The organism is Streptomyces sp. JB150 (assembly GCF_011193355.1).
Classification (GTDB): domain Bacteria; phylum Actinomycetota; class Actinomycetes; order Streptomycetales; family Streptomycetaceae; genus Streptomyces.
Genome location: NZ_CP049780.1, coordinates 813,412 through 829,514, shown reverse-complemented (window position 1 = coordinate 829,514; position 16,103 = coordinate 813,412). Strand labels below are relative to the sequence as shown.

The window sequence follows — 16,103 nt, the reverse complement described above, 5'->3', positions numbered from 1 at the left end:
TACGGCGCGCGGGATCAGCCCCGCAGCGTCGCCGCCGTCTCGCGCAGCCGGGCGTGCAGTCCGCGGTGAGTCTCGCGGGCCGGGAGCCATTCCTTGCGCAGCTTGGCCACGCAGGTGTAGTTCGTGTCGCACACGTTGGCCAGCGGTGATTCCACGGCCTGGGTCGTGAACTGGTAGGCGTCCAGCTCGCTGAACCCGTAGTCGCGGACCAGCCACCGCACCAGGTCCAGCTGGGATATCCGGAACGCGTCCTCCAGCGGACGGGCGGAGCCCGTGGAGATGATGTGGGTGTCCGACTCGATGCGCGGCCACGGTGTGTGCAGCCCCTTGAGGAGTTCGACGATCACCACCGTGTTCATCGCGCACTCGACGGCCACGCCGCAGGTCTCGCCCTCGCCCTGCCGCGCGTGCCCGTCGCCGAGGCTGAGCAGCGCTCCCTCGACGTTCACGCCGAGATAGCAGGTGACGCCGGCCCGCATCTCCGGCGTGTCCATGTTGCCGCCGTGCGCGTCGGGCACGAGCGCGGAGCGGACCTCCAGGTTGGCCGGGGCCACCCCGACGGTGCCGTGCATCGGATCGAGGGGCAGCTCGATCTCGATGTCACTGTCGTGCGCCCGGAACAGCGCCGTCCGTCGGGTCCGGTCCAGCTGCCAGATCCACACAATCTCCGGCAGCGGGGGCTGCAAGGTGGCCGTGGCGGCCGTCGAGGTGAGCGCGCCGAACAGCGGCACGGTCGTCGACGCGGCCCAGTCCCGGGCCGGTTCGATGGACACGAAGTGCACCGCGACCGTGTCCCCGGGCTCGGCGCCCTCGACGTGGAACGGTCCCGTCTGCGGGTTGAGGAACGGGAACTCGCACACCTCCGACACCAGGTCCTTCTCCGAGCGCACCCGCCCGGCGAAGCAGTCCTCCGTGTAGAGGTCGAGCACCGTGCCCGGTGCGATCCGGGCGACGGGCGGCGCGCCGCCGAACGTCCAGGCGTACTCGCCCGGTTCGGGCCGTACCGTCAGAATGCGTGTCTGCTCGCCGGACATGAGCCGTTCCCCCCGCTCGACCGATGGATCACCTGAGTCCTCACGCGCTCCGCACACCGCCGTCTTCGCCGGACGACGGGAGCGGCTCGCGTGATTCACGGTACGGCGCTTCGGTGACAGGCAGAAGGCCCCGGCGATCTTCCGTGGACGAGAACGCCGTTGTGGACAACTCGCTCACTCACACGGGTGATCGGCGGGCGGTGGAGGACTTCGCGGCCCTCTCAGGCCCGCCCCGCCACCGCCGCCGGATCGTCCAGCACCCCCCGGACCACCGAGTGAGCGGCCCCCAGCAACGGGCCCTGCGGGCCGAGCCGGGAGACGGACACCGGGCAGGGCGGGCCGGCCGTGCGCCGGGCCAGTTCCGAGCGCAGCGACGGCAGCAGCCAGGGCGCGACTCCCGCCAGCGCACCGCCCAGCACCACGCTCTCCGGGTCCAGCAGGTTGACCGCGCCGGTCAGGGCGATGCCCAGCGCCTCGCCCGCGTCGCGCAGGGCCCGTCGTACGTCCTCGTCGCCGGCCTCGGCGCGCCCGGCCAGCATCCCGACCCGGTCCTCACCGGGCTCCAGGCCCGCCGCCCGCAGCACCGCCTCCTCACCGGCGTACTGCTCCAGGCAGCCGCGTCCGCCGCAGGCGCACTCCGGCCCGTCGGGGCGGACCGGCACATGGCCCAGCTCGCCCGCGAAGCCGCGCGTGCCGCGCAGCAGGCCGCCGCCGACGACGACCGCGGCACCGATGCCGATCTCGGCCGAGACGTGCAGGAAGTCGGGCGGCGTGCCCTCGCCGAGCCACAGTTCGGCCAGCGCGCCGAGGTTGGCCTCGTTGTCCACGACCAGCCCCGCCTCGAACGGCAGCAGGGCGCCCAGGTCGAGGTCGTGCCAGCCGAGGTTGGGGGCGCGGACGACCGTACGGCCGTCACGGGCGACGAGACCGGGCACGGCCACGGTGAGACCGGCCGGCCACAGTCCCTCGCCCTCCGCCTCGGTGACGACCTGCCGTACCAGCCCGGCCAGTTCCTCGAGCACCGGCTCGGGGGCGCGCCCCCGGTTCGTGCCGTGCCGCACCGCGCGGGCGCGCGTTACGCCGCGCAGGTCGACCGCGCACACCGCGAGGTGGTCGACGCCGATCTCCGCGCCGATCCCGGCGGGCCCGTGCGCGCTGACCGCGAGCGCGGAGCCCGGCCGGCCGACCCGGCCGGGGCGCTCGGGGCCCAGCTCCTCCAGCAGACCGGTGCGGATCAGCTCGTCGACGAGGGTCGACACCGCCGCCCGGGTCAGCCCGATGCGCGAGGCGACCGCCGCGCGGGAGAGCGGCCCCTCGGCGCTGACGGTGTGCATCACGCGGGCCAGGTTGCGGCGGCGCATGCCCTGCTGGGTGTCGGGCAGCACCCGCCCGGGGACCGCCGCGTGAGCCTCGTGCGGCGCGCGCCCGGGACCGGTCGCGGGCGCCTCGCGCGGCGCGCGCCCCGGCTCGCCCGGGTGGGTCTCGTGCAGCGGTGCGGTCATGCCTGCGTGTCCTCAGCTGGTCCGTGGGCTCCGCTCCAGCAGCGGGGCCGCGTCGGAGAGTACCCCGGTGATCCTCGCCAGCGTCTCCTCGTCCCGCTCCACCGCCTCCAGCACGGGCCCCCGCGCGGTGTCCCAGCGCCGGGCGACCGCCGCCGCGTCCTCCCCGGTCAGCAGGCCGGCGGCCTGGGCGGCGGCACCGAGCGCGACCAGCTCCCGCGCCTCCGGCACCTGCACCGGACGCCCCGACAGCCGTCGTACGGTCTGCTGCCAGGCCGTGCCGCGGGCGCCGCCGCCGATCAGCAGCAGCGGAGCCGAGGGGTCCGCGTCCGCGTCGAGGACCTGGTCGAGCGCGCCGAGCAGCGCGTGCACGGCCCCGTCGTACGCGGCCTGCAGCAGCTGACCGGCGGTGGTGTCGTGCCGCAGGCCGTGCAGGATCCCCGAGGCGTGCGGCAGGTTCGGGGTGCGCTCGCCGTCCAGGAACGGCAGCAGCGTGGCGGTCGTGCCGGGCTCGACGGCCTCCCGGTCCAGGCCCAGCAGCTGCGCGACGCGGTCCACGGCGAGCGTGCAGTTCAGGGTGCAGGCCAGCGGAAGCCAGTCACCGCGCGCGTCGGCGAAACCGGCGACGATCCCGGTCGGGTCGGCCGGCCGGCGCCGGGACACCGCGTACACCGTGCCCGAGGTGCCGAGGCTCATCACCGGCGTGCCCGGCCGCAGCCCGAGGCCCAGTGCGGCGGCGGCGTTGTCACCGGTGCCCGCCGCGACCAGGGTGCCCTTCGAGAACGGCAGGTCGTGACTGTCGCGTACGGTCCCGGCCACCTCGCCCGGCCGCACCACGCGGGGCAGCAGCGCCGGGTCGAGCCCCACGTGGGCGAGGATCTCGGCGTCGTACGACTCGCTGCCCGACGCCCACCAGCCGGTGCCGGAGGCGTCGCCGCGGTCGGTGGTGCCCTGACCGGTGAGCCGTTCGGTCAGGTAGTCGTGCGGGAGGCGGACCGCCTTGGTCGCGCGGACCGCGTCCGGCTCGTGCTCGGCGAGCCAGGCCCACTTGGTGACGGTGAACGACGCGGTCGGCACGGAGCCGGTGCGCTCCGCCCAGAACTTCGCGCCGCCCAGTTCCCCGGCCAGCCGGCGGGCCTGCGGGGCCGACCGCACGTCGTTCCACAGCAGCGCCGGACGCACCGGCTCACCGCGCGCGTCCAGCGTGACCAGGCCGTGCTGCTGTCCTCCGATGGACACCGCGGCGGCCTCGTGGGCGGCGTCACCGCACTGGCGCAGTGCCTCGCACAGCGCGTCCCACCACTGCCGGGGGTCGCTCTCGCGGCCCGCGCCGGAGGAGACGGTGTGCGGCGCCTGGCCGCTCGCCACGACCTGCCCGGTCGCCGCGTCGACGATCAGCGCCTTGGTGGACTGCGTGGACGTGTCCACACCGACGACGAGCGGACCCTCGGCTGCTGACATCGGGGCTCTCCCTCTTCCGTGGCTCAGCGGGGATATGTGGTGGATGGTGAGGTTCGGGAAGGTGATCGGGACCACCTTGTCTCTTCCCAGAGACGCGACCGCATACTAATTTGTAAACCGCCATGACGAAATAGTCGGCAGCACATCGAGCGAGCAAGGAGCCGCGGCATGAACTACCAGCCCACCCCCGAGGACAGGTTCACCTTCGGCCTGTGGACCGTCGGCTGGCAGGGAAGGGACCCGTTCGGTGACGCCACGCGGCGCGCCCTCGACCCGGCCGAGACGGTCCAGCGCCTGGCCGAGCTGGGCGCCTACGGCGTCACCTTCCACGACGACGACCTGATCCCGTTCGGGTCCACCGACACCGAGCGCGAGTCGCACATCAAGCGGTTCCGCCAGGCTCTGGACGCCACCGGACTGACCGTCCCGATGGCCACCACCAACCTCTTCACGCACCCCGTCTTCAAGGACGGCGCGTTCACCGCCAACGACCGCGACGTGCGCCGCTACGCGCTGCGCAAGACCATCCGCAACATCGACCTCGCCGTCGAACTGGGCGCGAAGACGTACGTCGCCTGGGGCGGCCGCGAGGGCGCGGAGTCGGGCGCCGCCAAGGACGTACGCGTCGCCCTCGACCGGATGAAGGAGGCCTTCGACCTCCTCGGCGAGTACGTCACCTCCCAGGGCTACGACCTGCGCTTCGCCATCGAGCCCAAGCCGAACGAGCCGCGCGGTGACATCCTGCTGCCGACCGTCGGCCACGCGCTGGCGTTCATCGAGCGCCTGGAGCGGCCCGAGCTGTACGGCGTCAACCCCGAGGTCGGGCACGAGCAGATGGCCGGGCTGAACTTCCCGCACGGCATCGCGCAGGCGCTGTGGGCGGGCAAGCTCTTCCACATCGACCTCAACGGCCAGTCCGGCATCAAGTACGACCAGGACCTGCGCTTCGGCGCCGGCGACCTGCGTGCCGCGTTCTGGCTGGTCGACCTCCTGGAGAGCGCCGGTTACACCGGCCCGCGCCACTTCGACTTCAAGCCGCCGCGGACCGAGGACCTCGACGGCGTGTGGGCGTCCGCCGCCGGCTGCATGCGCAACTACCTCATCCTCAAGGAGCGTGCGGCCGCCTTCCGCGCGGACCCCGAGGTCCAGGAGGCCCTGCGCGCCGCCCGCCTCGACGAGCTGGCCCAGCCCACGGCGGCCGACGGCCTCCAGGCCCTGCTCGCCGACCGCTCCGCGTTCGAGGAGTTCGACGTCGACGCGGCCGCCGCGCGGGGCATGGCCTTCGAGCGGCTGGACCAGCTGGCGATGGATCACCTGCTGGGTGCTCGGGGCTGAGGAGGGTTGCCCCTGCGGGCGGGGGGCCTCCGCGTGGGGAGCCTCCGAGTGAGGGCGTGGGGGGGGGGCGTCCTCGGCGTGAGGCCTCCGCGCGGGTAACGGTCTTCGCTCGGAAGTGACGGCCCGCGCGGGCCGGTGTCTGCCGTAAGCAGTGCCCTCGGTTCGGAGGGCTCTGCGGAGGGTGAAGGCCTCCGGCTGGCGGGCCGCCCCGCATGCGGGGCGACGCGCCCTCGCGCAGAGGTATCGCGCTCGCGCGCGGGATGCGGAATGTCGCGGAATCGTGCGATCCACGGCATGGGTCCGTGCCGAACTCCGCGCGGGGTCTCGCGTCTTGGCCGGTACGGCGGGACGCTGGGCGGCATGGTCACGCCGCCCCCACCGCCCGGACCACCCCAGCCGCCTCCACCGCCCGGACCGCCGGCCGATGCGCCGCCGCCGGACGGCTTCGGACCGCCTCCCGGGGGTTCTGGGAACTCCGGGCTCCCGCCAAGGCGGCGTACACGGCTCCTCATCGCCCTGGCCGCCCTGGTGGCCGTCGTCCTCGTCGTCGTAGTGGTGCTGGTCGCCTCCGGCGACGACGGCGCGCCGGACGAGCGGCCGTCCGGCGAGCCCGGCGCGAGCCGGTCGGTGGAGCCGTCGTTCGGGATCCCGAGCGGGCTGCCCAGCGCAGTGCCGCCGCTGCCCTCCGAGTTCCCGAGCGAGCTGCCGAGCGACTTCCCCAGCGAGCTGCCCAGTGGCCTCCCGAGCGAACTGCCCAGCGGGTTCCCCACCGAACTCCCCAGCGGCATTCCCAGCCACCTTCCCAGTGGCCTCGAACCGCCGATCCCCTCCCTGGCCGAGGGCGACCTACCGTGAGGACACGGGAAGCCGCGGCCCGAAAGAGCCGCGGCTTCGCGTGCACGTCCGTCTACGGAAGGTGCCCTGTGTCGTTGAGCAGCCGTACCGACGCGTTCCCGTCCCCGTCGTAGGCCACCGCCGACAGGGACGCCGCCGCCGGCTCCATCCGGAACAGCGACTCCGCCGGCGCGCCGAGCGCCAGCCGGACCAGTGTCCGGAGCGGGCCGACGCGGGATACGACGAGCACCGTCTTCCCGCGGTGCCGAGCCAGCAGGGCATCCCGTGCCGCCGCCACCTGCGGCGCCACCGCATCGAAACTCGACGTGGACGTCCAGGCCCACCGGGTGACGACCGCCTCCGCGGTCTGCCGTCAGCGCCGCAGCGGTGACGAGACGATCGCCGCCACGCCGCGACGGGCCGCCAGCACCGCCGCGGTCGCCTCGGCCTGGGACGGCCGACCTCGGACAGCGACGGATTCGAGCCACCGCTGCGGAGAACCGCTTCTCCGGCGTCAGTGGCGTCTCACCGTGCCGCAGCAGCAGGAGCGTCGTCGCCGCACCCCTGCCCCCGAACGGCCACCCGGAGGCGGCCCGAGGGCCGTGGTCGTGTCCGGTCTCACCGGATCGGTGACCCGCCTTGATCCACGAGGACTCGCCGTCAGTAGTCGATGCGGTCGGGCTTCGCGAGCCACGCGTCGAACGGCGCCGTGCGGTTCGCCAGGTCCAGCCGCTCGATCGACATCGGCCACATCGACGCCGGCCGCTTCTCGAAGAGGTCGTAGAACTTGCGGTCGTCGAAACCGGCCACGGCGGCGTCGTCCCGGTCGGCGGCGAAGACGATCCTGTCGACGCGCGCCCACAGCGCGGAGGACAGACACATCGGACACGGCTCACACGAGGTGACCAGGACGCAGCCTTCGAGCGAGAAGCTGCCCAGCTGCTTGCAAGCGGCTCGCATCGCGCTCACCTCGGCGTGCGCCGTCGGGTCCAGGGTCGCGGTGACCTGGTTGTTCCCGAGCGCGACGACCTCTCTGCCCTTGGCGACCAGGGCGCCGAACGGACCACCGCCGTTCGCCACGCTGGTGGTGGCCAGTCCGATCGCCTCTTCCAGCCAGGTGCGCTCGAGCTCCTGGATGCCTGCTTCCTGGGTGTGCGCGGTCATGAACGGTCCTCTTTCGGAGACGGTGGAAACCCCGGATGCGTTGTCCGTGCGGGAACATCGCTCCCATGGAGCTTGGAGGGCGTCGGTACCGCTCGTGCTGCGAACGGCGGCGTGTCCTGATTCCGGTGGGCGGCTGGTCTGGCTCGGTTGCTGCGTGTGTGAGGAGTACACAGCCAATCGAGGGGAGTCAGCTAGGAGTGGAAGGCATGAAAGCCTCCGCAGGCAGGGACCGGCTCTTCGTAGGTTTGCACAACAACGATCCGGGCCGGTGACGGTAGTCAACTCCTAGGACTGCAGGCGCCTGCCACGACCGGACCGGCGCGATACGGTCTCCAGCCGCCGGATCACGGGTTTGGCGTGAATCCACTCCCCGCGCGGGGATGGCATCCGATGGCGGGGAGCGGGCCGGGACGCGGTCGGCAGCCGCCCCCAGCCGCCGGCCCGTCAGCAGTCCCCGTCTCCTCTCCGGCCCCGTCCTAGCTTCGTCCCCCGTCCCCGTCCTCCGTTTCCTGGAGCCGTGCCGTGGCGAGTGCCGTCGCCGGGTTGCGGGCCGGGCCACCGGCCGGGATCCAGCGACCGCGTTCCTTGCGGTACGGCCACCAGCGGCCGTCCCGGTCCAGGCGCAGCTGGAACGGCGCGCCCACGACCGTCCACCGGTTGCCCCGCGCCCGCAGCGCCGGACGCTCGTCGTCCTCCCGGGCCGATTCCAGGGCGGCACGCGCGCGGACGAGTGCGTCACCCTCGACCGTCCACTCCTCGTCGAACACCGACAGGGCGACCGCGCCACCCTGCTCCCAGGCCCGTACGGCCGCCGACAAGCCCTCCCGGCCGCGCCCCGAGCCATCGGCCAGCCGTTCCCACACCGCGCGCCCGGGCGCACCGGCGGCCAGCCGGACCGCGTCCTGGGTGACCGACAACTCGGCCGCGAGGCCGTGGTCCAGGTCGACCTGCTCCGGGCCGGTCCGCACCCCGCCGACCTGCTTCACACCGGTCTGCACCCCGCCGACCTGTTCCGCGCCGGCGCGCAGCGCGTCCGCCAGCATCTGGTGGGCCGCCACGGCGGTCCGGGCAGCCAGGAACTGCAGGGCGGCGGGGTCGACGCCGGGCGCGGGCGTGGCCTCGGCGTCCAGGGACGGCGGCAGTCCGGGCCGGTCGGGCAGGACGGGCAGGACGGGCAGCGGCGGCAGGATGTCGCCGGCCGCGTACGCCTCCGCGGCGTCCACACCGGCCGGTGCCGAGGCCTCCTCGGCGCGCGCGGTGCCGCGCGCGTGGAGGGCGCCGACGAGGGCCCGCTCACCGCGACCGCGCATCAGCAGCAGGACGAAGGGATCCTCGTCGAGCAGCCGCGCCACCTGGTAGCACAGCGCGGCCGTGTGCCCGCAGTGGTCCCAGGCGCCGCAGTCGCACTCCGGCTCCAGGTCCCCCAACCCCGGCAGCAGCTCGATCCCTGCCACCGCCGCGTCCTCGACGAGGTGCGGCGGCATGTCCCGGTCGACCAGCGCGGCGACGTGCCCGGCCCGTTCGACGGCCAGCTCCACGAAGCGGTCCCACTGCTCGTCGGACAGCTCCTCCAGCAGGACGTCGGCCCGGTGGGCGCTGCGGTCGCGGTCGTGCACGACCGCCGTGATCCGGCCCGGCCGCACGGACACCGCGCCCACCGCTCCCGCGCGGGCGAGCCGGCGCCCGGTTTTCACCTGCTGGGCGTCCAGCGCCGTGTCCTCCAGCGCCTTCAGCCAGGCCTGGCCCCACCACGTTAGGGCGAAACCTCGCCCCCGCGCGGGCGGCAGCGCCGCGAAGGTGCGCTCGGTGTCGTCGTCGTTCCGGCTCATCGCGTGCTCCCTCGCAGTGCCACCAGTTCGGCCAGCTCGGCGTCCGAAAGCTCTGTCAGGGCCGCCTCGCCGGAGCCGAGCACCGCGTCGGCCAGCTCCCGCTTGCGGCTCAGCATGTCGGCGATACGGTCCTCGATCGTGCCCTCCGCGATCAGCCGGTGAACCTGCACGGGGCGGGTCTGGCCGATGCGGTACGCGCGGTCGGTGGCCTGCGCCTCGATGGCGGGGTTCCACCAGCGGTCGTAGTGGACGACGTGTTCCGCGCGGGTGAGGTTGAGTCCGGTGCCGGCCGCCTTCAGTGACAGCAGGAAGACGGGGACCTCGCCGTCCTGGAAGCGCCGCACCATCGCCTCGCGCGCCGGCACGGACGTCCCGCCGTGCAGGAACTGCGAGGGCACGCCCCGCGCGGACAGATGCCGTTCGATGAGCCGGGCCATCGCCACGTACTGCGTGAAGACCAGGACGCCCGCTCCCTCGGAGAGGATGGTGCCCAGGAGTTCGTCCAGCAGCTCCAGCTTCCCGGAGCGGCCGGCGATCCTCGGGTGTTCTTCCTTCAGGTACTGCGCCGGGTGGTTGCAGATCTGCTTCAGACCGGTCAGCAGCTTCACGACGAGTCCGCGCCGCGCCATGTCGTCGGCGCCCGCGATCTCCGCGAGCGTCTCGCGCACCACGGCCTCGTACAGGGCCGTCTGCTCCGGCGTGAGCGACACCGCGTGGTCCGTCTCCGTCTTCGGCGGCAGCTCCGGAGCGATCCCGGGATCGGACTTGCGGCGGCGCAGCAGGAACGGGCGTACCAGTCTGGACAGCCGGTCCGCCGCGGCGGCGTCCCGTCCGCTCTCGACCGCCTGCGCGTACCGCGCGCGGAAGGCGCCCAGCCGGCCCAGCAGCCCCGGGGTCGTCCAGTCGAGGATCGCCCACAGTTCGGAGAGGTTGTTCTCCACCGGGGTGCCGGTGAGCGCCACGCGCGCGCGGGCGCCGATGGAACGCAGGGCCCGCGCGGTCGCCGCGTACGGGTTCTTCACGTGCTGGGCCTCGTCGGCCACCACGAGTCCCCACGGCACCTCGGCCAGCCGCTGCGCGTCCAGGCGCATCGTGCCGTAGGTGGTGAGCACGAACTCTCCGTCCGCCAGGCCTTCGAGATCACGCCGGGCACCGTGGAAGCGGCGCACCGGTGTGCCGGGCGCGAACTTCTCGATCTCGCGCTGCCAGTTGCCCATCAGGGACGTGGGGCAGACCACCAGGGTCGGCCCCGCGGCCGCAGGGTCGGTCTGCCGGTGCAGATGCAGCGCGATCAGCGTGACGGTCTTGCCGAGGCCCATGTCGTCGGCGAGGCAGCAGCCCAGTCCCAGGGACGTCATCCGGGCCAGCCAGCTCAGGCCGCGCCGCTGGTAGTCGCGCAGTTCGGCGGCGAGGCCGGCGGGCTGGGGGACCGGCTCCTGGCCCTCGGGGTCGGCGAGCCGTTCGCGCAGCCCGGCCAGCCACCCCGTGGCCCGGACCTCGACCCGGGCGCCGTCGACCTCCGTGGAGCCCGTCAGCGCGGCGCCCAGCGCGTCGATGGGGGTGACCTTGCGGTCCCGCTGGTCACGTGCCCGGCGCACCTCCCGCGGGTCGACCAGGACCCACTGGTCGCGCAGCCGGACGAGGGGACGGGTGGCCTCGGCGAGCCGGTCCAGCTCCTCGCGGGACAGCCGCTGGTCGCCGAGCGCGAACGACCAGCTGAAGGCGAGCAGCGCGTCGGCGGACAGGAACGACGGCGTGTCCGCGGAGAGCCTGCCGCCGCCCGGCTCGTCGTCCGCCGGTCCGACGACCGCGCGGGTGGTCAGATCGCGGGCCAGCTCCCTCGGCCAGTGCACGTCGACCCCGGCGGCGGCGAGCGCCGCCGTGCCCTCGCCCAGCAGCTCGGTGACCTCGTCGTCGGCCAGTTCCACGGTGTCCGGCGCGGCGGCCGAAAGCAGCGGGCTCAGCGCCGGCCACGCCCGCGCCGCGCGCCGCAGCGCCACCAGGGCGTCCATCCGCGCGCGCGGACCGAAGGCGCGGCTCGTGGCGTCCGTCGCGGCCCACACGTCGGCCGCGTCCGCGACCAGCGACGGATCGCTGACCAGGTGCACCTGCGGAACGGCCCGGAAGACGGGCCCTGCCGCGCGGGACGCGTCCCCCGTGTCCCCCGGTACGTCCCGATGTACCTCCTCCGATACGTCCCGCAGTGACTCCGCCAGGCCGCTCACCTCGATCCGCAGCGAGATCCGTACGCCCGCGTCGTGGCCGGCGGCGACGTCGGCGGCCCAGGCCCGCTGGGCGGGCAGGTGCTGCGGCTCCGGTGCCGCGTAGGCCGGTCCGCCGGTGACGAGCGGTGCGGCGGGGGAGCGGGGCAGGGTGTCGGCGACCGCGTCCAGGAAGGACCGCAGCAGTTCCTCGGGCTCGGGCAGGCGCAACGGCTCGACAGCCGTCACCGGGACGGCGTGCGCCTCGGGCGGCATCGCGGCGGCGAGCCGGCGCACCTCCTCGGTCTCCTCCGCGCGCAAGGGGCCCGCGCGCCACGCGTCGTGGTCGCTGGGAGACAGGCCGGGCAGCAGCAGGCCGCGCGCCGTGAAGCGAAGGGCCAGGAGGGCCGCGGCGCCCCAGAACACGCTCGCCCGGTGCCCCTGGGCGGCGACACGCGCGCGTGCGAGGAGGGGCAGGGCCGCGCGCACCGGCAGCAGGAGAGCGGGCACGGTGACCGGCTCGATCCCGTCGTCACCGGGCAGCGCGACGGTCAGGTCGGTGAGCCTCCCGGCGGCGGCGCCCGGTGGTGGTGCCTCGCCGTCGGGCCGCCAGAAGGCGACGCCGCCGGTACGGGCCGGATCACCGGGCACGAACACCGCGCAGCAGCGGGCCAGTTCGGGGATGTCGGAGGAGGGTGCCGGGGAAGTCCACTGCACAGCGCGTCGCATTCCTCAAATTTGACTACCTGCGGTCGGAATCGCCGAGGGTACAGCACGGGATCGATGGGCCCGTCATGCTGAGGCTGTGAGCTGAGTCACTGGAGGAGGAACGGTTCGGGTAGCCCTGAGGCCCTTCAGGGGTGAGCATCAGGGATGTCTCAGGGGCGCGGCTCGGAACTGCCTGCGGCACGGGGCCGTTTTCCCCAGCAGAGAGCGGCAGTGGCCGCGAAGGAGGCGACGCACATGTCGAAGAACGCGAAGATCGCCGCGGGAGGTGTGGCGGTCGGACTGATCCTCTGGATCTGGCTGCCGTGGTGGGCCGCACTGCTGATCGTGCTCGGCGTCCCGGCCGCCGCGTATCTCGCCCTGGACCCCGGACAGCGGCGCAGGCTGCGCCGCGTCACCCGCAAGGAGCTGGGCCGCTAGCCCCGGATCCGGCGGCGCGGATGAGGACGGCGGCGGGTGCCGCGCAGGAGGGAGAGCGGGCGGGAGGGGCGAGGGTACCTCGCCGCCTCGGCGGAGTCCCAGTCCGCCGCGCACCCGCCGCCGTCCCGCGCAGCTCGCCGACCGTCCGAGTGGGCCGCCGGTGACCCACCGCCCACCCACTGCCACTGCACCGACACCGCCTCAACGCTCCCAGCGGTCCGGGAGACACAGCGTCCACCGAGAAGCAGCGCTCACCAGCCCTCAGCAGCCCCAGCGCCCGCCGGCGCGTCGCCCGTCCGCCGCCCTCGGCCGCAACGGCGCGCCGCCACCGCCCGACCACTCAGCCCGGACCACTCAGCTTGGCCACTCCGCTCGGCGCTCAGCTCGACCACTCAGCTCGGCCGCACGGCCAACTTGTCCAGCGCCTCCAGCAACCCCGGCAGCTCCGGCCCCCGCCCCACCGGCAGCACCTCGCCCGGCACCTCGTCGAGCAGCACGAACGCGATGTCGTCGGTCCTCGCCACCAAGGACCAGCCCGGACCGTCGGCGCGCAGAGTCCGCGCGTCGCCGGGAGCGAACGACGACCGGACCCGCCCCAGCGGCGGCGGACTGTCCACGTATGCGCGCGCCTCCGCCAGCACCCGCCGCACCCCGCTGTGCCCGGGCCCCTGTCCGCCCGTACCGCCGCCGTCGGGGGTGGCGAACTCGGCGTCGTCGATCTGCTCCCGCCACTGCGCCCACTGGAGAGCGATCTCGTCCGCCCCGAGCCGCCGCTGGGCGGAGCCCCAGGCACTGGTGTCGGGCGGCGAAAGCGGGAGCCGCCCGGCAACCTCGAGCCCGGGGTCGTGCGGCGCGGGCACCCCGGGCGCGGCCACGGCGACCGCGAGCGGCCAGCCGGGCAGCGCGGCGACCACGCTGCGCTCGCCCGGCGACAGGTCGTACTCCATCCCGCAGTCCCAGGAGGCGATGGCGACGGCCACCAGCGACACGTCGTCGGTGACCACGGTCCACCGCGCGCCGTCGCCGTCCTGACCGAGCACCAGGCCGTACCCGTCGGCGAGCGGCGCCAGGCCGAGGGCCGCACAGGCCTCCGGGTAGTCGTCGCCCAGCACGCTCGGGAACTTCGCCGGTGTCAGCAGCACCGCCGTCAGCACGTAGAGCGCATCGTCCGCGGCGGTGACGGCTTCCTCGTCCGTACCAGCCATCACAGCCTCCCCAGGGTTTCTCCAACGGCGCGCACCCTAGTGCGCCCGGGAGCCGCTTGTCACGACCCCGACAGCCGCGCGGAGCTGCGGTGACTCGAGCCGGACCGGGCAACGACCGCGGCGGACCGTGAACCGCGGACCGTGAACCGCGGGCCTCAGGCCGCCGGCAGCCCCAGCAGATCCCGCGCCACGGTCTGCGGCGACTCGCCGCGCTCCCGCGCGAGCGCGATGACGGCCCGGCACGCGAGCTCGTTCACTCCGAACGACAGGGCCTCCGGCGACACCCAGCCCGCCGCCTCGTCACTGCGCTCCTGGTCGTCCTCCGCGCACGCCGACACGTAGACGGCGGCCGCTTCGAAGAGGTTGTGCGTCCGGGTGCCACGGCCGGCCGCCCGCTCCTCCCGCGCGGCACTCCGGAACTTCCCCCATGTCTCCCGCACCCTGCCGAACACGCCGACCACCTTCCCCCTGCGAGGTTCACGTCGCTGATCGTTTCCATCGCTTTCCCTCAACGTAGAGTTGGAGCTTCCGCTGCAGAAGGGGGAGGGCGCAGTGCGGCTGGAACAGATCCGGCGGATGGACCCGTACAAGGAGGCGACCGCGATCCACCGGCTCAGTTCCGCGTACGAGTTCCCCTGGGACTACACCCGCGCACTGGAGCTGGCCCTCTACCGCACCTACGCCGTCCCCCGCATCGGGCGCCTGCTCGCCGAGACCGCCGAGCTGACGGACCGCCCGCAGAAGCGCTACGACGACACGGCGCTCCTCCTCGACGCCCTCGTGGAGCACGGCTTCGACAGCGCCGAGGGCCGTACGGCGGTGCGCCGCATCAACCAGATGCACCGCTCCTACGACATCTCCGACGACGACATGCGGTACGTGCTGTGCACCTTCGTCGTCATGCCCCGCCGGTGGATCGACGCCTACGCGTGGCGCCGGCTCTCGCGCCACGAGATCGTCGCCTCCAGCGTGCACTACGGCACGCTGGGACGGTACATGGGCATCAAGGACATTCCCGAGACGTACGAGGAGTTCGAGACCTTCCTCGACGACTACGAGGCCGCGCACTTCGACTGGGACCCCGACGCGCGCCGGGTCTCGGACGCCACGCTCGACCTAATGGGCTCCTGGTACCCGCGCCCGCTCGCCCCGCTGCTGCGCACCGCCACGCTCGCCCTGCTGGACGACTCCCTGCTGCGGGCCTTCCGCTATCCGGCGCCGAGTCCCGCCACCCGCGCCCTGGTCCGCCGCGCGGTGCGGCTGCGGGGCCGGACCGTCCGGTTGCTCCCTCCGCGCCGCGCCCCGCACTTCGCCCGGCAGAACTGGGAGATCAAGGGCTACCCCGACGGCTACCGGCTCGCGGACCTCGGCACCTGGCCGACCCCCGGCGTGCGCGGCTGCCCCGTACGGCACCTCGGCGGTCCGCCCGCCGAATGACCCCGGGTGACCCGCAGCGGCTCAACCCTCCCGTACGGCGAGCGCCAGGAACCGCGCGTCCTCGTCGACGTACGAGGTCATACGCCAGCCCGAGGCGGCGAGCAGCGGGCGCAGACGGGGCTCCGCGCGGAGGTCGTCCGCGCTGAGTTGCCGTCCGTGCCGGGCGGCCAGCGCCGCACGGCCGATCGGATGGAACAGAGCGAGCAGCCCGCCGGGGCGCACCACGCGCGCCAGCTCCCGCAGATTCGCGTCCGGCTCGGGCAGGTGGGAGATGAGACCGGCGCCGAAGACCGCGTCCAGTGACCCCGTCCGCAGGGGGAGCGCGGCCACGTCGGCGAGGAGCAGCCGGCCGTGCCGGTCCCTCCCGGCCCGCACGGCGGCCTCCAGCATCGCGGGTGTCAGATCCAGCCCGAGCACCACGCCAGACGGGCCCACCGCCGCGCGCAGCGGCGGCAGAGCGCGTCCGGTGCCGCAGCCCGCGTCGAGCACGCGGTCGCCCGCGCGGAGCCCCAGTTCGGCGACCGCGGCGGCGTAGGCCGGACCGTCGTCGGGGAACCGGCTGTCCCAGTCGGCCGCGCGGGCGGTGAAGAACTCCTGGACGTGCGTGCGGTCGTCGCTCATGTTCCGCATGATCTCTCACCGGCACGCATGACGCCTCGGTGCACATGTTCGAGCGCGACGCGATAGCCCAGGTACATCTGTGCGTCATGCCCCGACAGCTTTCGAAGTGCGCCCCCTCTGTGCGCCCGTGCACCCCTAGCGTCCCGAGGCCATGGACACCTCGACCACGCCGCCTTCGGCCGGCTGACCCCCGTGCTGTCGTACGCGATGGCCGCACCGGCGCCGCGCTCGGGCTGGGCTGCGCGCCCTCGGCGGCACCGAGATCCGCTACGACGTACCGCTGACCGTGCTCAGCCTGCTCGTGGCCATGATCATCGTCTGCGCCGGCGTGTTCACC

13 protein-coding genes and 2 pseudogenes are annotated in these 16,103 nt (G+C 74.0%); 5 read left to right on the top strand and 10 right to left on the bottom strand.

Annotated features, from left to right (window positions below):
• Positions 1-14: 14 nt before the first annotated feature.
• The 3 genes from G7Z13_RS03860 to xylB all read right to left on the bottom strand — a co-directional run bounded on the left by G7Z13_RS03860 (position 15) and on the right by xylB (position 3,994).
• Positions 15-1,034, bottom strand: a complete 1,020-nt coding sequence (locus G7Z13_RS03860) for an acetamidase/formamidase family protein (RefSeq protein ID WP_165996025.1) — start codon at positions 1,032-1,034, stop codon at positions 15-17.
• Between the two features lie 221 nt (positions 1,035-1,255).
• Positions 1,256-2,395 (bottom strand): ROK family transcriptional regulator, encoded by a 1,140-nt coding sequence (locus G7Z13_RS03855; RefSeq protein ID WP_240926458.1) that lies wholly within the window; start codon positions 2,393-2,395, stop codon positions 1,256-1,258.
• 153 nt (positions 2,396-2,548) lie between these two features.
• Entirely contained in the window at positions 2,549-3,994 is a 1,446-nt protein-coding gene (gene xylB, locus G7Z13_RS03850) for a xylulokinase (protein WP_165996022.1), read from the bottom strand.
• 168 nt (positions 3,995-4,162) lie between these two features.
• Here xylB and xylA point away from each other — a divergent pair, with 168 nt between their 5' ends.
• Together xylA and G7Z13_RS03840 are read left to right on the top strand one after the other, a co-directional pair.
• Positions 4,163-5,329 carry a xylose isomerase gene (xylA, locus tag G7Z13_RS03845; protein WP_165996019.1) on the top strand — a complete coding sequence of 389 codons (1,167 nt, stop codon included), beginning with the start codon at positions 4,163-4,165 and terminating at the stop codon, positions 5,327-5,329.
• A gap of 528 nt (positions 5,330-5,857) precedes the next feature.
• Positions 5,858-6,184, top strand: coding sequence for a hypothetical protein (locus G7Z13_RS03840; RefSeq protein WP_240926109.1), 327 nt, complete (start codon positions 5,858-5,860; stop codon positions 6,182-6,184).
• Positions 6,185-6,236: 52 nt separating this feature from the next.
• Here the strand turns inward: G7Z13_RS03840 and G7Z13_RS03835 are convergent.
• From G7Z13_RS03835 to G7Z13_RS03820, 4 genes and pseudogenes are all read right to left on the bottom strand, one after another.
• A pseudogene (locus tag G7Z13_RS03835) lies at positions 6,237-6,714 on the bottom strand (histidine phosphatase family protein); the annotation flags it as partial.
• Positions 6,715-6,823: 109 nt separating this feature from the next.
• Positions 6,824-7,327, bottom strand: coding sequence for a nucleoside deaminase (locus G7Z13_RS03830; protein WP_165996016.1), 504 nt, complete (start codon positions 7,325-7,327; stop codon positions 6,824-6,826).
• Positions 7,328-7,803: 476 nt separating this feature from the next.
• Complete coding sequence (locus tag G7Z13_RS03825) at positions 7,804-9,156, bottom strand: SWF or SNF family helicase (RefSeq protein ID WP_165996014.1); 1,353 nt, start codon at positions 9,154-9,156, stop codon at positions 7,804-7,806.
• A complete protein-coding gene (locus G7Z13_RS03820) occupies positions 9,153-12,086 on the bottom strand; it encodes a DEAD/DEAH box helicase (RefSeq protein ID WP_165996013.1) in 2,934 nt (977 codons plus the stop codon). The genes G7Z13_RS03825 and G7Z13_RS03820 overlap by 4 nt, the downstream gene beginning before the upstream one ends.
• A gap of 234 nt (positions 12,087-12,320) precedes the next feature.
• On the opposite strand from G7Z13_RS03820, the gene G7Z13_RS03815 reads away from it, so the two are divergent.
• A complete protein-coding gene (locus G7Z13_RS03815) occupies positions 12,321-12,503 on the top strand; it encodes a hypothetical protein (protein ID WP_165996011.1) in 183 nt (60 codons plus the stop codon).
• A 392-nt stretch (positions 12,504-12,895) separates the two neighbouring features.
• Here the strand turns inward: G7Z13_RS03815 and G7Z13_RS03810 are convergent, their stop codons facing one another.
• The gene (locus G7Z13_RS03810) at positions 12,896-13,708 is read right to left on the bottom strand and encodes a hypothetical protein (protein WP_165996009.1); all 813 of its coding nucleotides are present in this window, start codon (positions 13,706-13,708) and stop codon (positions 12,896-12,898) included.
• A 155-nt stretch (positions 13,709-13,863) separates the two neighbouring features.
• Positions 13,864-14,160 (bottom strand): hypothetical protein, encoded by a 297-nt coding sequence (locus G7Z13_RS03805; RefSeq protein WP_165996008.1) that lies wholly within the window; start codon positions 14,158-14,160, stop codon positions 13,864-13,866.
• 79 nt (positions 14,161-14,239) lie between these two features.
• Here G7Z13_RS03805 and G7Z13_RS03800 point away from each other — a divergent pair, with 79 nt between their 5' ends.
• Positions 14,240-15,145 (top strand): oxygenase MpaB family protein, encoded by a 906-nt coding sequence (locus G7Z13_RS03800; RefSeq protein WP_166004599.1) that lies wholly within the window; start codon positions 14,240-14,242, stop codon positions 15,143-15,145.
• A 21-nt stretch (positions 15,146-15,166) separates the two neighbouring features.
• Here G7Z13_RS03800 and G7Z13_RS03795 read toward each other — a convergent pair whose 3' ends face one another.
• A complete protein-coding gene (locus G7Z13_RS03795; protein WP_165996006.1) occupies positions 15,167-15,766 on the bottom strand; it encodes a class I SAM-dependent methyltransferase in 600 nt (199 codons plus the stop codon).
• A gap of 207 nt (positions 15,767-15,973) precedes the next feature.
• On the opposite strand from G7Z13_RS03795, the pseudogene G7Z13_RS34210 reads away from it, so the two are divergent.
• A pseudogene (locus G7Z13_RS34210) lies at positions 15,974-16,100 on the top strand (MHYT domain-containing protein); the annotation flags it as partial.
• Between the last annotated feature and the right edge of the window lie 3 nt (positions 16,101-16,103).